This window comes from Streptomyces sp. NPDC004435, from assembly GCF_042873895.1.
Taxonomy (GTDB): Bacteria; Actinomycetota; Actinomycetes; order Streptomycetales; family Streptomycetaceae; genus Streptomyces.
Genome location: NZ_JBIAMB010000017.1, coordinates 66,877 through 85,798 on the forward strand (window position 1 = coordinate 66,877; position 18,922 = coordinate 85,798).

At 72.6% G+C, this 18,922-nt stretch carries 18 protein-coding genes and 1 riboswitch; of the genes, 9 read left to right on the forward strand and 9 right to left on the reverse strand.

Annotation, left to right across the window (positions count from 1 at the left end; translation table 11 throughout):
- Positions 1–23: 23 nt before the first annotated feature.
- Genes rsgA through ACFYT9_RS27740 form a run of 3 tightly spaced genes read right to left on the reverse strand, consistent with a single transcriptional unit; the run spans position 24 to position 3,091 of the window.
- Positions 24–1,034 carry a ribosome small subunit-dependent GTPase A gene (gene rsgA, locus ACFYT9_RS27730; protein WP_376598849.1) on the reverse strand — a complete coding sequence of 337 codons (1,011 nt, stop codon included), beginning with the start codon at positions 1,032–1,034 and terminating at the stop codon, positions 24–26.
- A 3-nt stretch (positions 1,035–1,037) separates the two neighbouring features.
- Complete coding sequence (gene aroA / locus ACFYT9_RS27735) at positions 1,038–2,390, reverse strand: 3-phosphoshikimate 1-carboxyvinyltransferase (RefSeq protein WP_376598851.1); 1,353 nt, start codon at positions 2,388–2,390, stop codon at positions 1,038–1,040.
- 20 nt (positions 2,391–2,410) lie between these two features.
- A complete protein-coding gene (locus ACFYT9_RS27740) occupies positions 2,411–3,091 on the reverse strand; it encodes a M50 family metallopeptidase (RefSeq protein WP_387274440.1) in 681 nt (226 codons plus the stop codon).
- A 49-nt stretch (positions 3,092–3,140) separates the two neighbouring features.
- Here ACFYT9_RS27740 and ACFYT9_RS27745 point away from each other — a divergent pair, with 49 nt between their 5' ends.
- From ACFYT9_RS27745 to def, 8 genes are all read left to right on the forward strand, one after another.
- The gene (locus ACFYT9_RS27745) at positions 3,141–3,956 is read left to right on the forward strand and encodes an SOS response-associated peptidase (RefSeq protein ID WP_376598854.1); all 816 of its coding nucleotides are present in this window, start codon (positions 3,141–3,143) and stop codon (positions 3,954–3,956) included.
- Between the two features lie 38 nt (positions 3,957–3,994).
- On the forward strand, positions 3,995–4,630 hold the full coding sequence (locus ACFYT9_RS27750; RefSeq protein ID WP_387274442.1) for an alpha/beta family hydrolase: 636 nt from the start codon (positions 3,995–3,997) through the stop codon (positions 4,628–4,630).
- Between the two features lie 250 nt (positions 4,631–4,880).
- Positions 4,881–5,537: a sigma-70 family RNA polymerase sigma factor gene (locus tag ACFYT9_RS27755; protein WP_376598868.1), complete on the forward strand. Its 657-nt coding sequence runs from the start codon at positions 4,881–4,883 to the stop codon at positions 5,535–5,537.
- Positions 5,534–5,863 carry a mycothiol system anti-sigma-R factor gene (gene rsrA / locus ACFYT9_RS27760; RefSeq protein WP_376598857.1) on the forward strand — a complete coding sequence of 110 codons (330 nt, stop codon included), beginning with the start codon at positions 5,534–5,536 and terminating at the stop codon, positions 5,861–5,863. The genes ACFYT9_RS27755 and rsrA overlap by 4 nt, the downstream gene beginning before the upstream one ends.
- 122 nt (positions 5,864–5,985) lie before the next feature.
- A complete protein-coding gene (locus ACFYT9_RS27765; RefSeq protein ID WP_389168519.1) occupies positions 5,986–7,356 on the forward strand; it encodes an HD-GYP domain-containing protein in 1,371 nt (456 codons plus the stop codon).
- Positions 7,353–8,609 (forward strand): HD-GYP domain-containing protein, encoded by a 1,257-nt coding sequence (locus ACFYT9_RS27770; protein ID WP_387274445.1) that lies wholly within the window; start codon positions 7,353–7,355, stop codon positions 8,607–8,609. Before ACFYT9_RS27765 ends, ACFYT9_RS27770 begins: the two co-directional genes overlap by 4 nt.
- Positions 8,610–8,689: 80 nt before the next feature.
- Positions 8,690–9,670: a tetratricopeptide repeat protein gene (locus ACFYT9_RS27775; RefSeq protein ID WP_376598861.1), complete on the forward strand. Its 981-nt coding sequence runs from the start codon at positions 8,690–8,692 to the stop codon at positions 9,668–9,670.
- A 66-nt stretch (positions 9,671–9,736) separates the two neighbouring features.
- Positions 9,737–10,387 carry a peptide deformylase gene (gene def / locus ACFYT9_RS27780; protein ID WP_376598863.1) on the forward strand — a complete coding sequence of 217 codons (651 nt, stop codon included), beginning with the start codon at positions 9,737–9,739 and terminating at the stop codon, positions 10,385–10,387.
- Positions 10,388–10,464: 77 nt separating this feature from the next.
- Here def and ACFYT9_RS27785 read toward each other — a convergent pair whose 3' ends face one another.
- From ACFYT9_RS27785 to ACFYT9_RS27810, 6 genes are all read right to left on the reverse strand, one after another.
- Positions 10,465–11,481: a ribonucleotide-diphosphate reductase subunit beta gene (locus tag ACFYT9_RS27785; protein ID WP_387274447.1), complete on the reverse strand. Its 1,017-nt coding sequence runs from the start codon at positions 11,479–11,481 to the stop codon at positions 10,465–10,467.
- The gene (locus tag ACFYT9_RS27790) at positions 11,481–13,856 is read right to left on the reverse strand and encodes a ribonucleoside-diphosphate reductase subunit alpha (protein WP_389168357.1); all 2,376 of its coding nucleotides are present in this window, start codon (positions 13,854–13,856) and stop codon (positions 11,481–11,483) included. The genes ACFYT9_RS27785 and ACFYT9_RS27790 overlap by 1 nt, the downstream gene beginning before the upstream one ends.
- Before the next feature lie 132 nt (positions 13,857–13,988).
- Positions 13,989–14,148: riboswitch (cobalamin riboswitch) on the reverse strand.
- 20 nt (positions 14,149–14,168) lie between these two features.
- On the reverse strand, positions 14,169–14,669 hold the full coding sequence (locus tag ACFYT9_RS27795; RefSeq protein ID WP_387274451.1) for a GNAT family N-acetyltransferase: 501 nt from the start codon (positions 14,667–14,669) through the stop codon (positions 14,169–14,171).
- 76 nt (positions 14,670–14,745) lie between these two features.
- Positions 14,746–16,371, reverse strand: coding sequence for a monocarboxylate uptake permease MctP (gene mctP, locus ACFYT9_RS27800; protein WP_387274453.1), 1,626 nt, complete (start codon positions 16,369–16,371; stop codon positions 14,746–14,748).
- Positions 16,368–16,622 carry a DUF3311 domain-containing protein gene (locus ACFYT9_RS27805; protein ID WP_387274455.1) on the reverse strand — a complete coding sequence of 85 codons (255 nt, stop codon included), beginning with the start codon at positions 16,620–16,622 and terminating at the stop codon, positions 16,368–16,370. Before ACFYT9_RS27805 ends, mctP begins: the two co-directional genes overlap by 4 nt.
- Before the next feature lie 127 nt (positions 16,623–16,749).
- Positions 16,750–17,727 carry a LuxR family transcriptional regulator gene (locus ACFYT9_RS27810; protein WP_387274457.1) on the reverse strand — a complete coding sequence of 326 codons (978 nt, stop codon included), beginning with the start codon at positions 17,725–17,727 and terminating at the stop codon, positions 16,750–16,752.
- Between the two features lie 267 nt (positions 17,728–17,994).
- Between ACFYT9_RS27810 and ACFYT9_RS27815 the strand changes: the two genes are divergently transcribed.
- Positions 17,995–18,921: an aldo/keto reductase gene (locus tag ACFYT9_RS27815; protein WP_389168360.1), complete on the forward strand. Its 927-nt coding sequence runs from the start codon at positions 17,995–17,997 to the stop codon at positions 18,919–18,921.
- The last annotated feature ends 1 nt before the right edge of the window (position 18,922 follow it).

The window sequence follows — 18,922 nt, forward strand, 5'->3', positions numbered from 1 at the left end:
CGGGGCCGCCCCGGCGGGACCGCTCAGTCGCCCTCGCGGCGCTCCCGGGTGGCGAGCAGCCGGCGCAGCGAGAAGAGCCGCGCCGGGTCGGCGTGCCCCTCCGCCACCCAGGCGTCCAGGGCGCATTCCGGCTCGTCGTGGCTGCACGCGCGCGGGCAGTTCTCGGTGCCCGGCTCCAGGTCGGGGAAGGCGTGGATGACCCGGGACGGATCGACGTGGTGGAGGCCGAAGGAGCGCACTCCCGGCGTGTCGATGACCCAGCCGTCCACCACGTCCAGCGGCAGCGCGAGCGCCGAGGTGGTGGTGTGCCGGCCGCGCCCGGTCACCGCGTTCACATGGCCGGTGATCCGCCGCTTCTCCTCCGGCACCAGCGCGTTGACCAGCGTGGTCTTGCCGACGCCCGAGTGGCCGACGAAGGCCGTCACCCGGCCGTCCAGGTACTCCCGCACCCGGTCCGCCGCCCCGCCGTCGTACAGCTCCTCCCGGTTCACCACCACGTGCGGGATGTCCAGGTCGCCGTAGAGTTCGAGCAGCTTCTCCGGGGACGCCAGGTCCGACTTGGTCAGCACCAGGAAGGGCTCCAGGCCGCCGTCGTACGCGGCCACCAGGCAGCGGTCGATCAGCCGGGGGCGCGGCTCGGGGTCGGCGAGCGCGGTGACGATCGCGAGCTGGTCGGCGTTGGCCACCACGACCCGCTCGTACGGGTCGTCGTCGTCCGCCGTGCGGCGCAGCAGCGAGTCCCGCTCACCGATCCGTACGATCCGGGCCAGCGTGTCCTTCTCGCCGGAGAGGTCGCCCACCAGGGAGACCCGGTCGCCGACCACGGCCGCCTTGCGGCCCAGCTCGCGGGCCTTCATCGCCATCACGGTGCGGTCCTCGACCAGGCAGGTCAGCCGGCCGCGGTCCACCGTGAGGACCATGCCCTCGACGGCGTCCTCGTGCTTCGGCCGGATGCTGGTCCGGGGCCGGGTGCCCTTGCGGTTGGGCCGCTGGCGGATGTCGTCCTCGTCGGTGTGCTTGCCGTAGCGCCGCATGGTTCAGGCCCCGAGCATTTCGGTCCACATCCCCGGGAAGTCCGGCAAGGTCTTGGCCGTCGTCGCCACGTCCTCGATCTCCACACCCGGCACGGCGAGGCCGATGATCGCGCCCGCGGTCGCCATCCGGTGGTCGTGGTACGTGTGGAAGACGCCGCCGCGCAGCGGGCGCGGGCGGATGTGCAGCCCGTCCTCGGTCTCCGTGACGTCACCGCCGAGACCGTTGATCTCCCGGGTGAGCGCCGCGAGCCGGTCGGTCTCGTGGAGCCGCAGGTGCGCCACCCCGCGCAGGGTGGAGGGCGAGTCGGCGAGGGCGGCGACGGCCGCGATGCCGGGGGTGAGCTCGCCGACCTCGCCCAGGTCCACGTCGATGCCGTGGATCCGGCCGGTGCCGGTGAAGGTGAGGCCGGCGTCGGTGAGCTCGCAGACACCACCCATCTCGGTGAAGATCCGGCGCAGCTCGTCACCGGGCTGGGTGGTGCGGGCCGGCCAGTCGGGGACCGTCACCCGGCCGCCGGTGACCAGCGCGGCCGCCAGGAACGGCTGCGCGTTCGACAGGTCGGGCTCGATCACGAGGTCCCGGCCGCGCAGCGCGGAGGGGGTGACCCGCCAGACGTCCGGCTCGCCGCCGTGCTCCGGCTCGTCGACCTTCGCGCCCACCGCGCGGAGCATGTCGACGGTCATCCGGATGTGCGGCATCGACGGCAGCCGGCCGCCGACGTGCCGCACCTCCACGCCCTGGTTGAAGCGGGCGCCGGAGAGCAGCAGCGCGCTCACGAACTGGGAGGACGAGGAGGCGTCGATCTCGACGGTCCCGCCGTCCAGGCCGCCGGAGCCGTGCACGGTCATCGGGAGGGCGCCGCGGCCCTCGTCGTCGATCCGGGCGCCGAGCGCGCGCAGGGCGTCGATCACGCCGTGCAGCGGGCGCTCGTGGGAGCGGGGGTCGCCGTCGAAGCGGACCGGGCCGTCGGCGAGCGCGGCGACCGGCGGGAGGAAGCGCATGACGGTACCGGCGTTGCCGACGTCCACCGAGGCGGCGCCGCGCAGCGGGGCCGGGATGATCCGCCACGCCTCGCCGGTGCCGTCCGGGCCCACGCCCTCCTCGATCCGCACCCCCAGGGTGCGCAGGCCCTCGGCCATCAGGAGGGTGTCGCGGGAGCGGAGCGGGCGGCGGACCCAGCCCGGCTCGGCGGCGAGCGCGGCCAGGACGAGGGCGCGGTTGGTGACCGACTTCGAGCCCGGCACGGTCACGGTCGCGTCGACGGGACCGCTCGCGTACGGGGCGGGCCAGAGCTCCTGGCCGGCGGGGGCTGCGGGGTGCGACGGATCGGGGTGCGCGGGGGAAGCTGCGGTCATGCCCTCACTGTACGGGGGTGTCAGAAGCCCAGAAGCCAGGTGGCGCCGCCGATCAGGCAGGAGAGGGACACCGTGTGGAAGAAGGCCAGCCACACCCCGGCGGGCACGTGGGTGAGCCGGGAGAGCTGGTCGGCGTCCGAGTCGGGAGCGCCGTCGTGCCGCCGCTTCGACTGGAGCTCGAAGGGCGGCCGCACCCCGCCGAGGAGCAGGAACCACACCACCGCGTACGCGAAGACGGCCCGCACCTCCGCGGGCGCCAGCCAGGACACCAGGACGAAGAGCGCTCCGGTGAGGACGACGGAGAGGATCCCGTACGCGTTGCGGACCATCACCAGCATGGCGAGGAGCAGCGCGCTCGCCGCCCACAGCAGCACGGTGACCCGGCCGGCGCCGAGCAGCGCCGCCCCGCCGAGGCCCAGCAGCGGGGCCGCCGTGTAACCGGCGGCCAGGGTGAGGACGACGCCGAGACCGGTCGGGCGGCCCCGGGTGACGGTGAGGCCGCTGGTGTCCGAGTGGAGCCGGATCGCCTCCAGGCGGCGGCCGGCGGCGAGCGCGACCAGGGCGTGGCCGCCCTCGTGGGCGATGGTGATCGCGTTCCGCGCGAACAGCCAGAGGCGGCGGGGCACGGTGACGGCGAGCGCGGCGACGCCGGTGGCGATCACCAGCCACTCGGCCGGGGCGGCCTGCGGGCTGAAGTCCATCCTTCGGTCCGCTCCTCTCGGGCTCGGGGATCGTGGCAGTGTGGCACGTATGTGCGGACGTTATGCGGCGAGCCGGCGGCCCGAGGATCTGGTGAGCCTCTTCGGGATCGAGAAGTGGGAGCCGGAGGAGACCCTGGACCAGGACTGGAACGTGGCCCCCACCAAGCAGGTCCACGCGGTCCTCGAACGCCCTCTGAAAGACGCGGAGACGCGCCGGCCGGTTCGCCAGCTGCGCGCCCTGAAGTGGGGACTGGTCCCGTCCTGGTCGAAGTCGCCGGAGGGCGCCGCCCGGATGATCAACGCCCGGTCCGAGACCGTGCACGAGAAGCCCTCCTTCAAGCGCGCCCTCCAGGCCCGCCGCTGCGTCCTGCCCGCCGACGGCTATTACGAGTGGGTGACCGGCGCCGCCGAGCGCGACCTGGAGGTCGAGGGGAAGAAGAAGCGGCCCAGGAAGCAGCCGTACTTCGTGACCCCGGCGGACGGCTCGGTCTTCGCCATGGCGGGTCTCTACGAGTTCTGGCGCGACCCCGCGCTGCCGCCCGAGCACCCGGCCGCCTGGTGGGCCACCTGCTCCGTGATCACCACCGAGGCGGAGACCGGGCCGCTCGGCGTGGCGCCCGCGGAGGGCCCCGGCTCGCTCGCCGAGATCCACCCGCGGATGCCGCTGATGCTCACCGAGGACCGCTGGGACGCCTGGCTCGACCCGGCCACCACCGGCCTCGACGAGCTGCGCGCCCTGCTCGCCCCGCCGCCGGGGGGCCTGATGCGGGCGTACCCCGTCTCCACCGCGGTCAGCAACGTCCGCAACAACGGGCCCGAACTCCTCGCCGAGCTCGCGGGACCGGAGGTCGGCACGCTGTTCTGAAGCGCCCCCGGCGCGGGCCGGGGCGGCAGGATGGGGACGTGACGAAGATCGAGACCGTTTCCACCGACGCCGGTGAGGCGCGCATCACCTGGCACACCGGCCCGAAGGCCCGCCGCGTCCTGGCACTCGGCCACGGCGCGGGCGGCGGCATCGAGGCCCGCGACCTGGCCGCCCTCGCCGCCGCCCTGCCCGCCCGGGGCGTCACCGTCGCCCTGGTCGAGCAGCCGTGGCGGGTCGCGGGGAAGAAGGTCGCGCCCGCGCCGAAGACCCTCGACACCGGCTGGCGCGGCCTCTGGCCGGCCCTCGCCGCCCCCGGCCTCCCGGTCGTCGCGGGCGGCCGCAGCGCCGGCGCCCGGGTGGCCTGCCGGACCGGCGCCGAGCTGGGCGCCGTCGCCGTCCTCGCGCTGAGCTTCCCTCTCCACCCGCCGGGGAAGCCGGAGAGCTCCCGCGCCGCCGAACTCCTCTCCACCCGACTGCCCACCCTCGTCGTCCAGGGCGGCGCCGACCCCTTCGGGAAGCCGGACGAGTTCCCGTCCGGAGGCTCGTACCGACTCGTCGACATCCCGTACGGCGACCACGGCTTCGCCGTCCCCAAGCGGGCGCCCGTCGACCAGGAGGAGACCGTCGGACGGATCGTCGAGGGCGTCGCCGACTGGCTCGCGGCCCTGCGCTGAACCCCGCCCGGGGCCCGGGAATGCGGCGGCCGTGACCGATGTTGTGCAGAGCGTCGGTGTGAGAACGAGAGAGGGAGTCCGTCGCATGGGTTCGACCATCTGCCCGGAGCGGGTCAGGTCCGCGGAGCTCGACTGGACCGTGCTGCCCGCCCCCAAGGCCGCTCCTCTTCGGGCGGCGGGCGGAGCCGATCCTCGTCTATCCTCCGAGACGAGCGGGTCCGGCACCGGCCCCGTCACCACGCTGGAGGAGGTGGGTCCGGTCACTGGGACCGACACAGGGACCGACGACGGCCCCGAGGAGACGACCGAGGAGCGCAACGCGCGCTTCGAGCGGGACGCTCTCGGCTTCCTCGACCAGATGTACTCGGCCGCGCTGCGGATGACGCGCAACCCCGCGGACGCCGAGGACCTGGTGCAGGAGACCTACGCGAAGGCGTACGGCTCCTTCCACCAGTTCCGCGAGGGCACCAACCTCAAGGCGTGGCTGTACCGGATCCTCACCAACACCTTCATCAACTCGTACCGCAAGAAGCAGCGTGAGCCCCAGCGCAGCGCCGCCGAGGAGATCGAGGACTGGCAGCTCGCCCGCGCCGAGTCGCACATGTCGACCGGTCTGCGCTCCGCCGAGTCGCAGGCGCTCGACCACCTGCCCGACTCGGACGTGAAGGAAGCGCTCCAGGCGATCCCCGAGGAGTTCCGCATCGCGGTCTACCTCGCCGATGTCGAGGGCTTTGCCTACAAGGAGATCGCCGACATCATGGGGACCCCCATCGGTACGGTGATGTCCCGCCTGCACCGGGGCCGCCGCCAGCTCCGCGGCATGCTCGAGGACTACGCCCGCGAGCGTGGCCTCGTCCCCGCCGGCGCCGGAGAGTCGTCCAAGGATCTGAAAGGCGCGGACTCATGAGCTGCGGAGACCCGCACGAGACGGATTGCTCGGAAGTCCTCGATCATCTCTACGAGTTCCTCGACCGAGAGATGCCCGACGGCGAGTGCACCAAGTTCGAGGTGCACTTCGAGGAGTGCTCCCCGTGCCTGGAGAAGTACGGTCTCGAACAGGCGGTGAAGAAGCTCGTCAAGCGCTGCTGCGGCAGTGACGAGGTCCCCACCGACCTGCGGGCCAAGGTGATGGGCCGCATCGACCTGATCCGCGGCGGACACCTCGTGCCCGAACAGGACCTCGTCGCCCCGGAGTCCCCGGCAGCCCAGACCCCGGCCGCCGCCCAGGAGTGACCTCGCACGGACGTGCGGGGGGTCACCCGCGCATCCGTCAGTTTGTATCACCCGATGGTAGGAATCGACGGCGGCCCGCCTTCCGCGGCCGCCGTCCTCGCTAGCGTGACCGCGTGACGGTCGTGAAGCCCCTCCCGCGAACGGCCCGCGCGTACATCGTCTGCGCCGCCCTCGGCGCCGGAGCGTGCGCCCTGCCCGCGCTCTTCCCCCCGTCGCCCACCCCCTGGGCGACGGCCGGACTCCTCGCCGCCCTGTACGCGCTCTGCGAGCTGCCCGCCCGCTGCCGCCTCCTCGGCCGCGCCCTCGGCGGCTCCGTCCCCATGGGCAGCGGCTCCTTCTTCCCCGTCCTCCTCGCCGCCGCCCTGCTGCTGCCCCCGGCCGCCGCCGCGCTCACCGCCCTCCCCGGCGGCCTCCTCGCCCGCGTCGCGGAACCCCCCGCCGGCTGGCGCCGCGCCTGGCGCGCCGCCGCCACCGCCCTCGCCGTCTGGGCCGCCGCCCACACCGCCACCGCCCTCGGCGCCCGCACCGCCCTCGGCACCGGCACCGGCCGCCCCGACATGCCCCACGCGCTGCTCCCCGCCCTCGCGGCCGCCCTCGTCTTCTGCCTCGTCCTCACCGCCCTCGACGGCGGCGTCCGCGCCACCGCCGACGGCCTCCCCCTCCGCACCGCCTGGCGCGGACTGCTCGGCCGGGCCCTCGCCCCCCACCTCGTCCACGGCCTCGCCGGACTCATGATGGGCGTCCTCTGGCGCAGCGCCCACGGCCCCGCCGCCGCCCTCCTCGTCCTGCTGCCCATGTACCTCTCCTGCTGGGTCTTCGCCCAGTACCACCACGAGCGAGCCGCCCACCAGGCCACCATCCGGGCCCTCGTCCAGGCCGTCGACATCAAGGACAGCTACACCCGCGGCCACAGCGAACGCGTCGGCCACGCCTCCGTCCTGATCGCCCGCGAACTCGGCATGGACGGCGACCGGCTCGACACCGTCCGCTTCGCCGGCATCCTCCACGACGTCGGCAAGCTCGGCGTCCCCACCCGCATCCTCCGCAAGGACGGCCCGCTCACCCCCGAGGAGCGCCGGATCATCGAACTCCACCCCGAGTACGGCCACGAGATGATCCGCGGCATCGGCTTCCTCGACGAGGCCCGCGACGCCGTCCTCCACCACCACGAACGGATCGACGGCAGCGGCTACCCCTACGGGCTGCGCGGCGAGGAGATCCCCGAGTGCGCCCGGGTCGTCGCCGTCGCCGACGCCTTCGACGCCATGACCTCCACCCGCTCCTACAGCCGCGCCCGGCCCGTCGCCACCGCCCTCGCCGAACTGGAGCGGTGCGCCGGCAGCCACTTCGACCCCCGGATGGTCGCCGCCCTCGTCCGGGCCCTGGCCGCACACGGCTGGCAGCCCGAAGTCACCGCAGACGAAGCCGGTACGCAGGTCCCCGCGCCCCGCACCCCCGGACCGCTCGCCGCCAAGACCCAGGAGCCCGCGTGAGACCGGGCACGGCCACCGTCGGCGCCGTCCGCGCCGCCGCCCTCCTCCTCGGCCTGGCCGGCCTCGCCGACACCCTCTGGCACGGGGTCGCCGAACCCGGCAACGCCCTGGCCTTCGGCGCCCTCGTCGCCCTCGGCGAGCTGGCCCGCAGGGGAGCCCACCCCGAGGAGCGGGAGCCCGCCCCGCTCGCCGCGGCCGCCGCCCTCGCCTACGCCCTCCTCGGCGACGACGCCGGCGCCACCACCACCCACGGCGTCCTCCAGGTCGTCGCCGTCGCCTGCGCCGGCGGACTCGCCGGGATCGTCCCCCACATCGCCCGCGGCCGGGGCCCCGACCCCGACCAGCTCGCCCGCCGGGTCCTCACCGTCGGCTTCGCCGCCCTCTGCTTCCAGCCGCTCTACAACGCGGGCGCCGCCACCGACCGGCTCGGCCTCGGCGCCGCCTACGCCCTCTTCCTCCTGCTCGTCCTCGTCCTCACCGGACTCTGCGACGCCGTCCTCGCCGCCCTGCTGCTCCGCGCCCGCACCGGATACCCGTACGGCCCCCTCCTCCGCGACGAACTGCGCGCCCTCCTCGGCATCGGCTCCGCCGTCTGCGCCACCGGCGTCGTCATGGCCCTCGGCGTCACCGCCGCAGGACTCTGGGCGCTGCCCCTCCTCGCCGTACCGCTGCTCCTCACCCAGATCTCCTTCCGGCGGTACGCGGCCGTCCGCACCGTCAACCGCCAGACCATCGCCTCCCTCGCCCGGGCGACCGAGATCGCCGGCTGCACCCCGCCCGGCCACGCCCGCCGGGTCGCCGCCCTCTCCACCGCCGTCGGCCGCGAGCTGGGCCTCGGCGGCACCGAGCTGACCGTCCTGGAGTACGCCGCCCTCATGCACGACATCGGCCAGCTCTCCCTCGTCGACCCCGTCGCCGGCGGCGCCACCGCGCTCCTCCCCGCCGAGGACCAGCGGCGGATCGCCCTCCTCGGCGGCGAGGTGGTCCGGATGACCGGCGTCCCCGCCGCCGTCGCCCGGATCGTCGAGCGCCAGGCCGACCCGTACCGCGAGCAGCCCCTGCCCGCCCGGATCGTCCGCGCCGTCAACGCCTACGACGACCTCGCCGGGGAGGACGCGGCCGCCGCCCTGGAGGCCCTGGAACTGCTGCGGCTCGGCACCGCCCGCGACTACCACCCCGAGGTCGTCGCCTGCCTGGCCAGGGTCCTGGCCCGCGGCGGAACACCTGGGGTGACCTCGGTCCCCACGGGGTAACCCATGGGTAATGAGCGCGCGTCCGACCCGGCATGGTTGGATGCGAACAAGAGGGTGAAGCGATCGGGCAGGCGGGAATCGTGAGGATCTTCGGGAAGGTACGGCATCGGCCCTCCGCCTCCTGGCGGCAGGCCACCGACCGCGCGTTCACGCTGATCGGCGACGGACGGTACGAGGACGCGGGCGCGCTGCTCACCCGGGCGGCCGATCTGGAGCCGTGGCTCTCCGAGTCCTGGTTCAACCTGGCGCTGCTCCACAAGTTCCGGCACGACTGGGAGCAGGCCCGCGCCGCCGGTCTGCGGGCCGTGGCCCTGCTGGACAAGGAGACCGGCGCCCCCGACTGGTGGAACGTCGGCATCGCCGCCACCGCGCTCCAGGACTGGCCGCTGGCCCGCCGCGCCTGGCAGGCCTACGGACTGAAGGTCCCCGGCGCCTCCTCCGCCACCGGCGAGCCCGCCGGGATGGAGCTCGGCAGCGCCGCCGTCCGCCTCTCGCCCGAGGGCGAGGCCGAGGTCGTCTGGGGCCGCCGGCTCGACCCGGCCCGCATCGAGGTCCTCTCCATCCCGCTGCCGTCCTCCGGCCGCCGCTGGGGCGAGGTCGTCCTCCACGACGGCGTCCCGAACGGCGAGCGGACCACCACGGCCGGCCCCTCCTACCCGGTCTTCGACGAGATCGAGCTGTGGGCCCCGTCGCCCGTCCCCACCTGGGTCGTCCTCCTGGAGGCCGCCACCGAGGCCGACCGGGACGCCCTGGAGCACCTCGCCGCCGAGGCGGGCTTCGCCGCGGAGGACTGGTCCTCGTCGGTACGGCTCCTCTGCCGGGCCTGCTCCGAGTCGACCATGCCCAGCGCGGAGGGCGAGGGCGACCACGTCGACCCGCACGACCACAGCGAGCCCGGCCACCCCGGCCCGCTCGGCCACCGCTCGCCCGGCGAGCTGTGGGTGCCCGAGCGCGAGTGCGGCATCGCCGCCCCGGCCGACCTCGTCCGCGGCCTCCTGGACGGCTGGGTGGCGGACAGCCCCGACAGCCGGGAATGGCGCGATCTCGAAGAGGTCTGCTGAGCCTTCCGCCCCGGCCCCGTAGGCTGTCCCCGACGGATTCGGGTATTCAGGAAGGCGCGGCGGCACATGGCGCAGCAGGAGACGGGCGAGCAGATCTTCACGGGCTACGCCCTGGACGACGACGGCTACATCGTGGACACGGAGGAGTGCGAGGAGCGCGAGCTCGCCCACCGCGAGCGGGGCACCTCCCGCCCGATCACGGTCGTCGGCAACCCGGTGCTGCACCACGAGTGCAAGGACGTCACCGAGTTCGGTCCGGAGCTCGCGGCCCTGGTCGACGACATGTTCGCCAGCCAGAAGACGGCGGAGGGCGTCGGCCTCGCCGCCAACCAGATCGGCGTCGGCCTGAAGGTCTTCGTCTACGACTGCCCCGACGACGAGGGCGTCCGCCACACCGGCCACGTGGTCAACCCGGTGCTCCAGGAGCTCCCGGCCGACCGCCGCAACCTCGACGACTCCAACGAGGGCTGCCTCTCGGTCCCCACCGCCTACGCCGCCCTGGCCCGCCCGGACTTCGCCGAGGTCCACGGCCAGGACCTCCTCGGCAACCCCATCAAGGTCCGCGGCACGGGCTACTTCGCCCGCGCCCTCCAGCACGAGACGGACCACCTCTACGGCTTCCTCTACATCGACAAGCTCTCCAAGCGCGACCGCAAGGACGCCCTGCGCCAGATGGAAGAGGGCACCCCGCGCTACCCGGTCGTCGCCAACGACTGACCTCGCACGCAGGTACGCGAGAGGGCCCCGCACTCCAGGAGTGCGGGGCCCTCTCGCGTATCGGGACGGAACGGGTCCTAGAAGTCCTCGTCCAGGTCGACCGAGCCCTCGACCGCCACCTGGTAGGCGGAGGGGCGGCGCTCGAAGAAGTTGGTGAGCTCCTGGACGCCCTGGAGCTCCATGAAGGAGAAGGGGTTCTCGGAGCCGTAGACCGGCGGGAAGCCGAGGCGGACCAGGCGCTGGTCGGCGACGCACTGGAGGTACTCGCGCATGGACTCGGTGTTCATGCCGGGCAGGCCGTCACCGCACAGGTCGCGGCCGAACTGGAGCTCCGCCTCGACGGCCTCCCTCAGCATGTCGGTGACCTGCTGCTGGAGGGCGTCGTCGAAGAGCTCCGGCTCCTCCTTGCGGACCGTGTCCACGACCTCGAAGGCGAAGTTCATGTGCATGGTCTCGTCGCGGAACACCCAGTTGGTGCCGGTCGCCAGGCCGTGCAGCAGGCCGCGCGAGCGGAACCAGTAGACGTACGCGAAGGCGCCGTAGAAGAACAGGCCCTCGATGCACGCGGCGAAGCAGATCAGGTTGAGCAGGAAGCGGCGGCGGTCGGCGGCCGTCTCCAGCTGGTCGATCTTCTCGACCGAGTCCATCCACTTGAAGCAGAACTGCGCTTTCTCGCGGATGGAGGGGATGTTCTCGACGGCGTCGAAGGCCGCCGCGCGGTCGTCCGGGTCGGGCAGGTAGGTGTCCAGCAGGGTCAGGTAGAACTGGACGTGCACGGCCTCCTCGAAGAGCTGGCGCGAGAGGTAGAGCCGCGCCTCGGGGGAGTTGATGTGCTTGTACAGCGTCAGGACCAGGTTGTTCGCCACGATCGAGTCGCCCGTCGCGAAGAACGCGACCAGCCGGCCGATCATGTGCTGCTCGCCGGGGGTGAGCTTGGCGAGGTCGGCGACGTCCGAGTGGAGGTCGACCTCCTCGACGGTCCAGGTGTTCTTGATGGCGTCCCGGTAGCGCTCGTAGAAGTCCGGGTAGCGCATCGGGCGGAGGGTCAGCTCGAAGCCGGGGTCCAGGAGGTTCTTGTGCTCGTTGGTGCTCATTACTGGCAGGCCTCGCAGGACTCGGGGTTCTCAAGGGAGCAGGCGACCGCGTCGGGGTCGGCGACCTGCTGGACGGGGATGGGGGCGGCGGCCGTGGCGGACGCCTGGGCCGCGCGGGCGATCCGGGTCGCCGGGCGGGAGCGCAGGTAGTACGTCGTCTTCAGGCCCCGCTTCCAGGCGTAGGCGTACATCGACGACAGCTTGCCGATGGTCGGCGTCTCCATGAAGAGGTTCAGCGACTGCGACTGGTCCAGGAACGGGGTCCGGTCCGCCGCCATGTCGATGAGGCCGCGCTGCGGGATCTCCCAGGCCGTGCGGTACAGCTCGCGCACCTCGGCCGGGACCCAGCCGAAGCCGGCCACCGAGCCGTTGGCCTCGCGCAGCGCCTCGCGGGTCTGCGCGTCCCACACGCCGAGCGCCTTCAGCTCGTCGACGAGGTACGAGTTGACCTGGAGGAACTCGCCGGAGAGCGTCTCGCGCTTGAACAAATTGGAGACCTGCGGCTCGATGCACTCGTAGACGCCGGCGATGGAGGCGATCGTCGCCGTCGGGGCGATGGCGAGCAGCAGGCTGTTGCGCATGCCGGTCGTCGCGATCCGCTCGCGCAGCGCGGCCCAGCGCTCGGGCCAGTTGAGCGCGACGCCGTAGTGGTCGGGGTGGAGCACGCCCTGCGCGGTACGGGTCTTCTCCCAGGCCGGCAGCGGACCGTTGCGCTCGGCGAGGTCGGCGGACGCCTCGTACGCGGCGAGCATGATGCGCTCGGCGATCCGGGTGGAGAGCGCGCGGGCCTCGGCGGAGTCGAAGGGCAGCCGCAGCTTGAAGAAGACGTCCTGGAGGCCCATGGCACCCAGGCCGACCGGACGCCAGCGGGAGTTGGAGTTCCCGGCCTGCTCGGTCGGGTAGAAGTTGATGTCGACGACCCGGTCGAGGAAGGTGACCGCCGTGCGGACGGTCTCGTCGAGCCGCTCCCAGTCGATGGTCCCGCCGGCCACGAAGGCGCCGAGGTTGACCGAGCCGAGGTTGCAGACGGCCGTCTCGCCGTCGTTCGTGACCTCGATGATCTCGGTGCAGAGGTTGGAGGAGTGGACGACCGTGCCGGGCTCGGCGGTCTGGTTGGCTGTACGGTTCGAGGCGTCCTTGAAGGTCATCCAGCCGTTGCCGGTCTGGGCCAGGGTCCGCATCATCCGGCCGTACAGGTCGCGGGCCGGCATGGTCCGGCGGGCCAGGCCCTTCGCCTCGGCGGCGCGGTAGGCGGCGTCGAAGTCCTCGCCCCACAGGTCGACCAGCTCGGGCACGTCGGCGGGGGAGAAGAGCGACCACTCGGCGTCCGCGTTCACCCGGCGCATGAACTCGTCCGGGATCCAGTGGGCGAGGTTCAGGTTGTGGGTGCGGCGGGCGTCCTCGCCGGTGTTGTCGCGGAGCTCCAGGAACTCCTCGATGTCCGCGTGCCAGGTCTCCAGGTAGACCGCGGCGGCGCCCTTGCGGCGGCCGCCCTGGTTCACCGCCGCCACGGAGGCGTCGAGGGTCTTCAGGAACGGCACGATGCCGTTGGAGTGCCCGTTGGTGCCGCGGATCAGCGAGCCGCGCGAGCGGATCCGGGAGTAGGACAGGCCGATGCCGCCGGCGTGCTTCGACAGGCGCGCGACCTGGTGGTAGCGGTCGTAGATCGAGTCCAGCTCGTCCTGCGGGGAGTCCAGCAGGTAGCAGGAGGACATCTGCGGGTGGCGGGTGCCGGAGTTGAAGAGCGTGGGGGAGGAGGGCAGGTAGTCGAGCCGGCTCATCAGCCGGTACAGCGCCGCCACCTCGTCCAGCGCGCGGAGCGAGTCGTCCTCGGCGAGGCCCGCCGCCACCCGGAGCATGAAGTGCTGCGGGGTCTCGATCACCTTGCGGGTGATCGGGTGGCGCAGCAGGTAGCGGGAGTAGAGCGTCCGCAGGCCGAAGTAGCCGAAGCGGTCGTCGCCGGCGAGGTCGATCAGCGCGTCCATGCGGTCCGCGTGCAGCTCGACGAAGGCGGCGGTGCGGTCGGCGATCAGGCCCTCGCGGTGGCCGGTGGCGACGGAGGCGGAGAAGCAGACGGCGCCCTGCGAGGCCGCCTCCTCGGCGATGGTGAGGGTGAGCAGCCGGGCGGCGAGCCGGGAGTAGGCGGGGTCCTCGGAGATCAGTCCGGCGGCGGCCTCGGTGGCCAGTTCGCGCAGCTCCGCCTCGTCCGAACCGGCGTGCCGGCCCCGCAGCGCGGCGGCGGCGACCCGACCGGGGTCGGTGTCGGTGAGGTCGGCGGTGAGGTCGGTCAGGGTCCGCAGCAGCACGGTCCCGGGGCCGTCGCTCTCGATCGCGGCGGCCTCGGTGGCTGACGGACCCGCAGGCGCGATGGTCACGTGGGGGCTCTCCCTCGCTCTCGGCCCGGGGCCGCGGCGGGGGAGGGGCGGACGGGCACCCGTACGCGCGGATGCGCCCGCGCCCACCGGCCCATTCCGCGAGGCCCGGACGTCGTCGGCACCCGGAACGGTCGTACCGGGCGCACTGTCGGCAGGTGCTCGGACTCGCTCCGTGGACAAGGGCACACGAAGTACACCGTTGCGGGACAGTTCCGGATTCGCACCGGATTCCCCTGCGACGACAGCGAGGACGAGCATACATGTGGGGGGCGCCGATCGCGGCACCCCCCACATGTTGTGTCGGTCCGTGGACTACAGCTCCAGGGCGTAGGTTCGCAGAGAGTGTTCGGGGATGGGCTGCCAGTCCCGCTCGGGAGTGCGCAGAAAGCCCATCCGCTCGTAGATCCGGTGGGCCGAGACCATCTTGCCGTCCGTGGAGAGCACGATCCTGGCGCAGCCGGGCAGGGCCCGCGCCCGGTCCACGCAGGCGCGTACGAGCGCCTCCCCGACGCCCCTGCCGCGGGCCGCGGGCGCGACCACGAGCATCCGGAACTCGGCCTCGCCGGGGACGGCGATGTCCGCCCAGGGGGTGCCGCCGGGGGCGAAGGTCACCCCGCCGACGATCCGGTCCTCGGCGTCGGTGGCGACCAGCACCTCGCTCTCGCGCGCCCGCCGGGCCGTGTCGCGGAGCACGTCCAGGTAGAAGTCGTCCTCCCCGTGCAGCAGCAGCCCGTCGTTCAGATAGGTGAGCCCGGTGAGGTCACCGAGCTCCTCGTGCTCCTCGGGCCGTACCGCCCTGATCGTGAAGTCCATGGGTCCCAGTCTGCCGCGCGGGCGTGCGAGAGGGGCCCGGGTTTTCCCGGGCCCCTCTCGCGTGCGCGTCCGCGGCTCAGTGGGTGGCGGCGCCGACCTTGGGGAGCTCGGTGCTGACGCCCTTGTCGCCGGCGTCGGCCGTGTAGTCCGACGGGGAGGTCTCGTCGATGCCGTCGGGGGCCTTGGCGGCCCGGAAGGCGAAGGTGAGGACCACCGTGACGACGATGTTGAGGACGAAGGCGGTGAGGCCGATGTAGCCGATCTCACCGATGCCCGGGATCTCCGCGGAGGAGCCGCCGAAGTGCTTCTGGGTCGGGCTGGCCACGCCGTACGCGGCGAGGGTGCCGTAGATCATGCCGACCGCCCAGCCGGCGATCAGCGCCCAGCGGTGGAACCAGCGGGTGAACAGACCGCCGACCAGGGCCGGGAAGGTCTGGAGGATCCAGATGCCGCCGAGCAGCTGGAAGTTGATCGCGACCGTCTTGTCCATGGTGAGGACGAAGGCGAGCGCGCCGACCTTGACCAGGAGCGAGACCAGCTTGGAGACCTTGGTCTCCTGTGCCGGGGTGGCGTCCTTCTTGATGAAGTCCTTGTAGATGTTGCGGGTGAAGAGGTTGGCCGCGGCGATCGACATGATCGCGGCCGGGACGAGCGCGCCGATGCCGATCGCGGCGAAGGCGACGCCCGCGAACCAGTCCGGGAACATGTTCTCGAAGAGCTGCGGGATGGCGAGCTGGCCGTTCTTCACCTGGATGCCGGCGGCGATCGCCATGAAGCCGAGCAGTCCGAGCAGGCCCAGCATCAGCGAGTACAGCGGCAGGATCGTGGTGTTGCGGCGGATGACCTCGCGGCTCCTGGAGGAGAGGGTCGCCGTGATCGAGTGCGGGTACATGAAGAGCGCGAGCGCCGAGCCGAGCGCGAGCGTCGCGTACGTCCACTGGCTCGCCTCACCCGGGATCAGCGAGCCGCGCGGCTTGTCGGTCGCCGGGTTGATCGTGGCGTAGGCCTCGCCGGCCTTGGCGAAGATCTCGTCGAAGCCGCCGAGCTTGATCGGGATGTAGATGATCGCCACCGCGATCACGATGTAGATCAGGGTGTCCTTGACGAAGGCGATGAGCGCCGGGGCGCGCAGACCCGAGGAGTACGTGTACGCCGCGAGCACACCGAAGGCGATGAGGATCGGCAGGTCCTTGATGAACCAGTGGGTGCCCTCGCCGCCGCCGACGCCCATCACGTCCAGGACGGCCTGGATGCCGACGAGCTGGAGCGCGATGTACGGCATGGTGGCGAGGATGCCGGTGAGGGCCACCGCCAGGGACAGGCCCTTGGAGCCGAAGCGGCCGCGGACGAAGTCCGAGGTGGTCACGTATCCGTGCTTGTGCGAGACGGACCAGAGCCGCGGCAGGAAGGTGAAGATCAGCGGGTAGACCAGGATCGTGTACGGCACGGCGAAGAAGCCGGCCGCGCCCGCCGCGTAGATGGCCGCGGGGACGGCGACGAAGGTGTACGCGGTGTAGAGGTCGCCGCCGAGCAGGAACCAGGTGACCCAGGTGCCGAACGACCGGCCGCCCAGGCCCCATTCGTCGAGGCTGTTCTCGTTCTCGGCCCTGCGCCACCGGGAGGCGAGGAAGCCCATGACCGTGACGGCCAGGAAGAAGAAGATGAAGACGGCGAGTGCCACGCCGTTGACGCCGTCCTTCATCGCGCGTCACCTCCCTTGCGGGCGCGCTGGTCACGCTGCCACAGCTTGTACGCGACCATCGTGAGCACGGTCGACACCAGCACCCAGAGCATCTGGTACCAGTAGAAGAACGGGATGCCCGCGAAGACCGGTTCGACCTTCGCGTACGAACTCACCCAGAGCATCGCCACGAACGGGGCTGCCAGGCACAGCGCTATGACGATCCTGGTCGGTGTGATGACCGGTGGTTTCCCGGTTGTGGCTTCTGACATGGTGGAAGCGTCCCCTTGCTGATCAGCGTTCAATGCCGAGGAAATGTAGGGGACTGCTTTTCCGAACGGAACCCCTCACCGTTGCACGGCTCGGCGGGGCGATCGGTTCAGGCCGGATTCCGGCGGTTCAGAGCCAGCCCTCCTTCACCGCCCGGACGCCCGCCTCGAAGCGGCTGCGGGCGCCGAGCCGGGACATCAGCTCCGAGCTCATCCGGCGCACCGTGCGCAGCGAGACGCCGAGCCGGCGGGCGGCGATGTCGTCGGTGCAGCCGATGCCGAGGAGCATGACCAGTTCGCGCTCCTGGGGGGAGAGGTCGTGGGCGTCACGGCGGGGCGCCTCGCCGAAGGGGGTGCCGGCCTCCCACAGGTGGTCGAAGAGGACGCCGAGCGCGTGGACCAGTCCGGGGCTGCGCACCTCCAGGGCGCCGGCGCGGCCGTCGCCGGGGTCGACGGGGACGAGCGCGGCCTCCCGGTCGACGATGACCATGAGGAGCGGGACGACGGGCACGGTCCTGGCCTCGCCGCCGAGTTCGCAGTACCAGCGGACGTAGTCGACGGTGGGCTGGTCGTTGCGGAAGCTCTCCTGGTAGATGGAGCGGATCCGGACACCGCGCTCCAGCGCGAGCTGGTCGAGGGGCTGGCTGGCGTCCATGGTGTCGGGCAGCTGCGCCCCGCCGACCAGGAGGGAGAGGCATTCCTCCCGGGCTCCGGCGGCGAGCGATTCGAGCCGCCGGCGCACGGCGTCCAGACCCGTCACGCGCTCCACGACGTCATGGGCGGGGCCCGGTCCGCCGGCGTACGCGGCGAGGATGTCGGCCACCGCCCGCTCGGCCCGCTCGACCTCGCGGCGGCGGCGGCTCAGCTCGGCCTCGGCGCGGGCGAGGAGGAAGGAGAAGCTGACCTCGGGGTTGAACGGCACCGGGGCGCCGGATCCGTCCTCCATGGCGACGAGCCGGGCCTCGGCGAGCAGGCCGAGCGCTTCGCGGACCTGCTCCTGGGGCCAGTCGAGCCGGGCGGCCAGGCCGGCCACGCCCTCCTCTGGATGGTCGAGCATGAGTCGGTAGACGGTCTCGGCCGACCGCTGGATTCCCAGCGCCTCCAACAAGGCGTATCCCCCCGGTCAGAACCCTGTGTGCGTCCGTGCGTCCGTGTGTCCGTGCCTCTGGGCACGTCGGACGTGCGCGGCGATCGTATGCCGTCGCCACGCTCAGGTATAGACCAATGAGACTTCTCGCGTTAGTACGTCAGGTCGCGGAGACGCGGTGCAACAAACAGCTGCGGGGCGGGAGTTCGTGCTCCAGGATGGACGAGGGTTGGTCTAGTCCAACCTCTCGTCCGTCTTCCGCCGCTCCATCGAAAAGGACCGCACCCCATGGCGATCCCGCAGCGCACCATCGTCCTCGGCGCCCTCCCCTTCGGCACCGTCGTCGACGAGGCCACCTCGTTCGCGATCCTCGACCGCTTCACCGAACTCGGCGGCACCGTCGTCGACACCGCCAACAACTACGCGTACTGGCTCGACGGTGCCACCGGCGACGAGTCCGAGGTCACCGTCGGGCGCTGGCTCGCCGCCCGGGGCAACCGCGACTCCGTCGTCCTGTCCACCAAGTGCGGAGCCCGACCCCGTCCCGGCACCGACGAGTGGGAGGGACTCTCCGAGAAGGTCGTCAAGGCCGCCCTCGACGACAGCCTCGGCCGGCTCGGGACCGACCGCGTCGAGGTCTTCTGGGCCCACGTCGAGGACCGCGAGGTCCCGCTCGCGGAGACCGTCGGCGCCCTCGCCGACCTGGTCGACGACGGCAAGGCGGGCGAGCTCGGCGCCAGCAACCACGCCACCTGGCGCGTCGAGCGCGCCCGCGCCCTGGCCGGCGACCGCCCCCGCTACACCCACCTCCAGAACCGCCACTCCTACCTGCTGCCCCGCTTCGACAAGGCCCTGCCCTCCACGGCGCACGTCCACGTCACCCGCGAGCACCTGGACTACGCCCGCGCGGAGCAGCTGCCCGTCTGGGCCTACAGCTCCCTGCTCTCCGGCGGCTACACCCGCCCCGAGATCGGCATCCCCGAGGCGTACGACCACCCCGGCACCCCGCCCCGGCTCGCCGCCCTCGCCGAGACCGCCCGCGAGCTCGACGCCACCGTCAACCAGGTCGTCCTGGCCTGGCTGCTCGGCGGCGAGCAGCGGATCCTGCCGATCGTCGGCGCCAGCCGCGTCGAGCAGATCGAGGAGGTCATGGGAGCCCTCACCCTGACGCTCGACCCCGAGCAGCGCCGCCGCCTCGACGAGGCCGGCGCCTGAC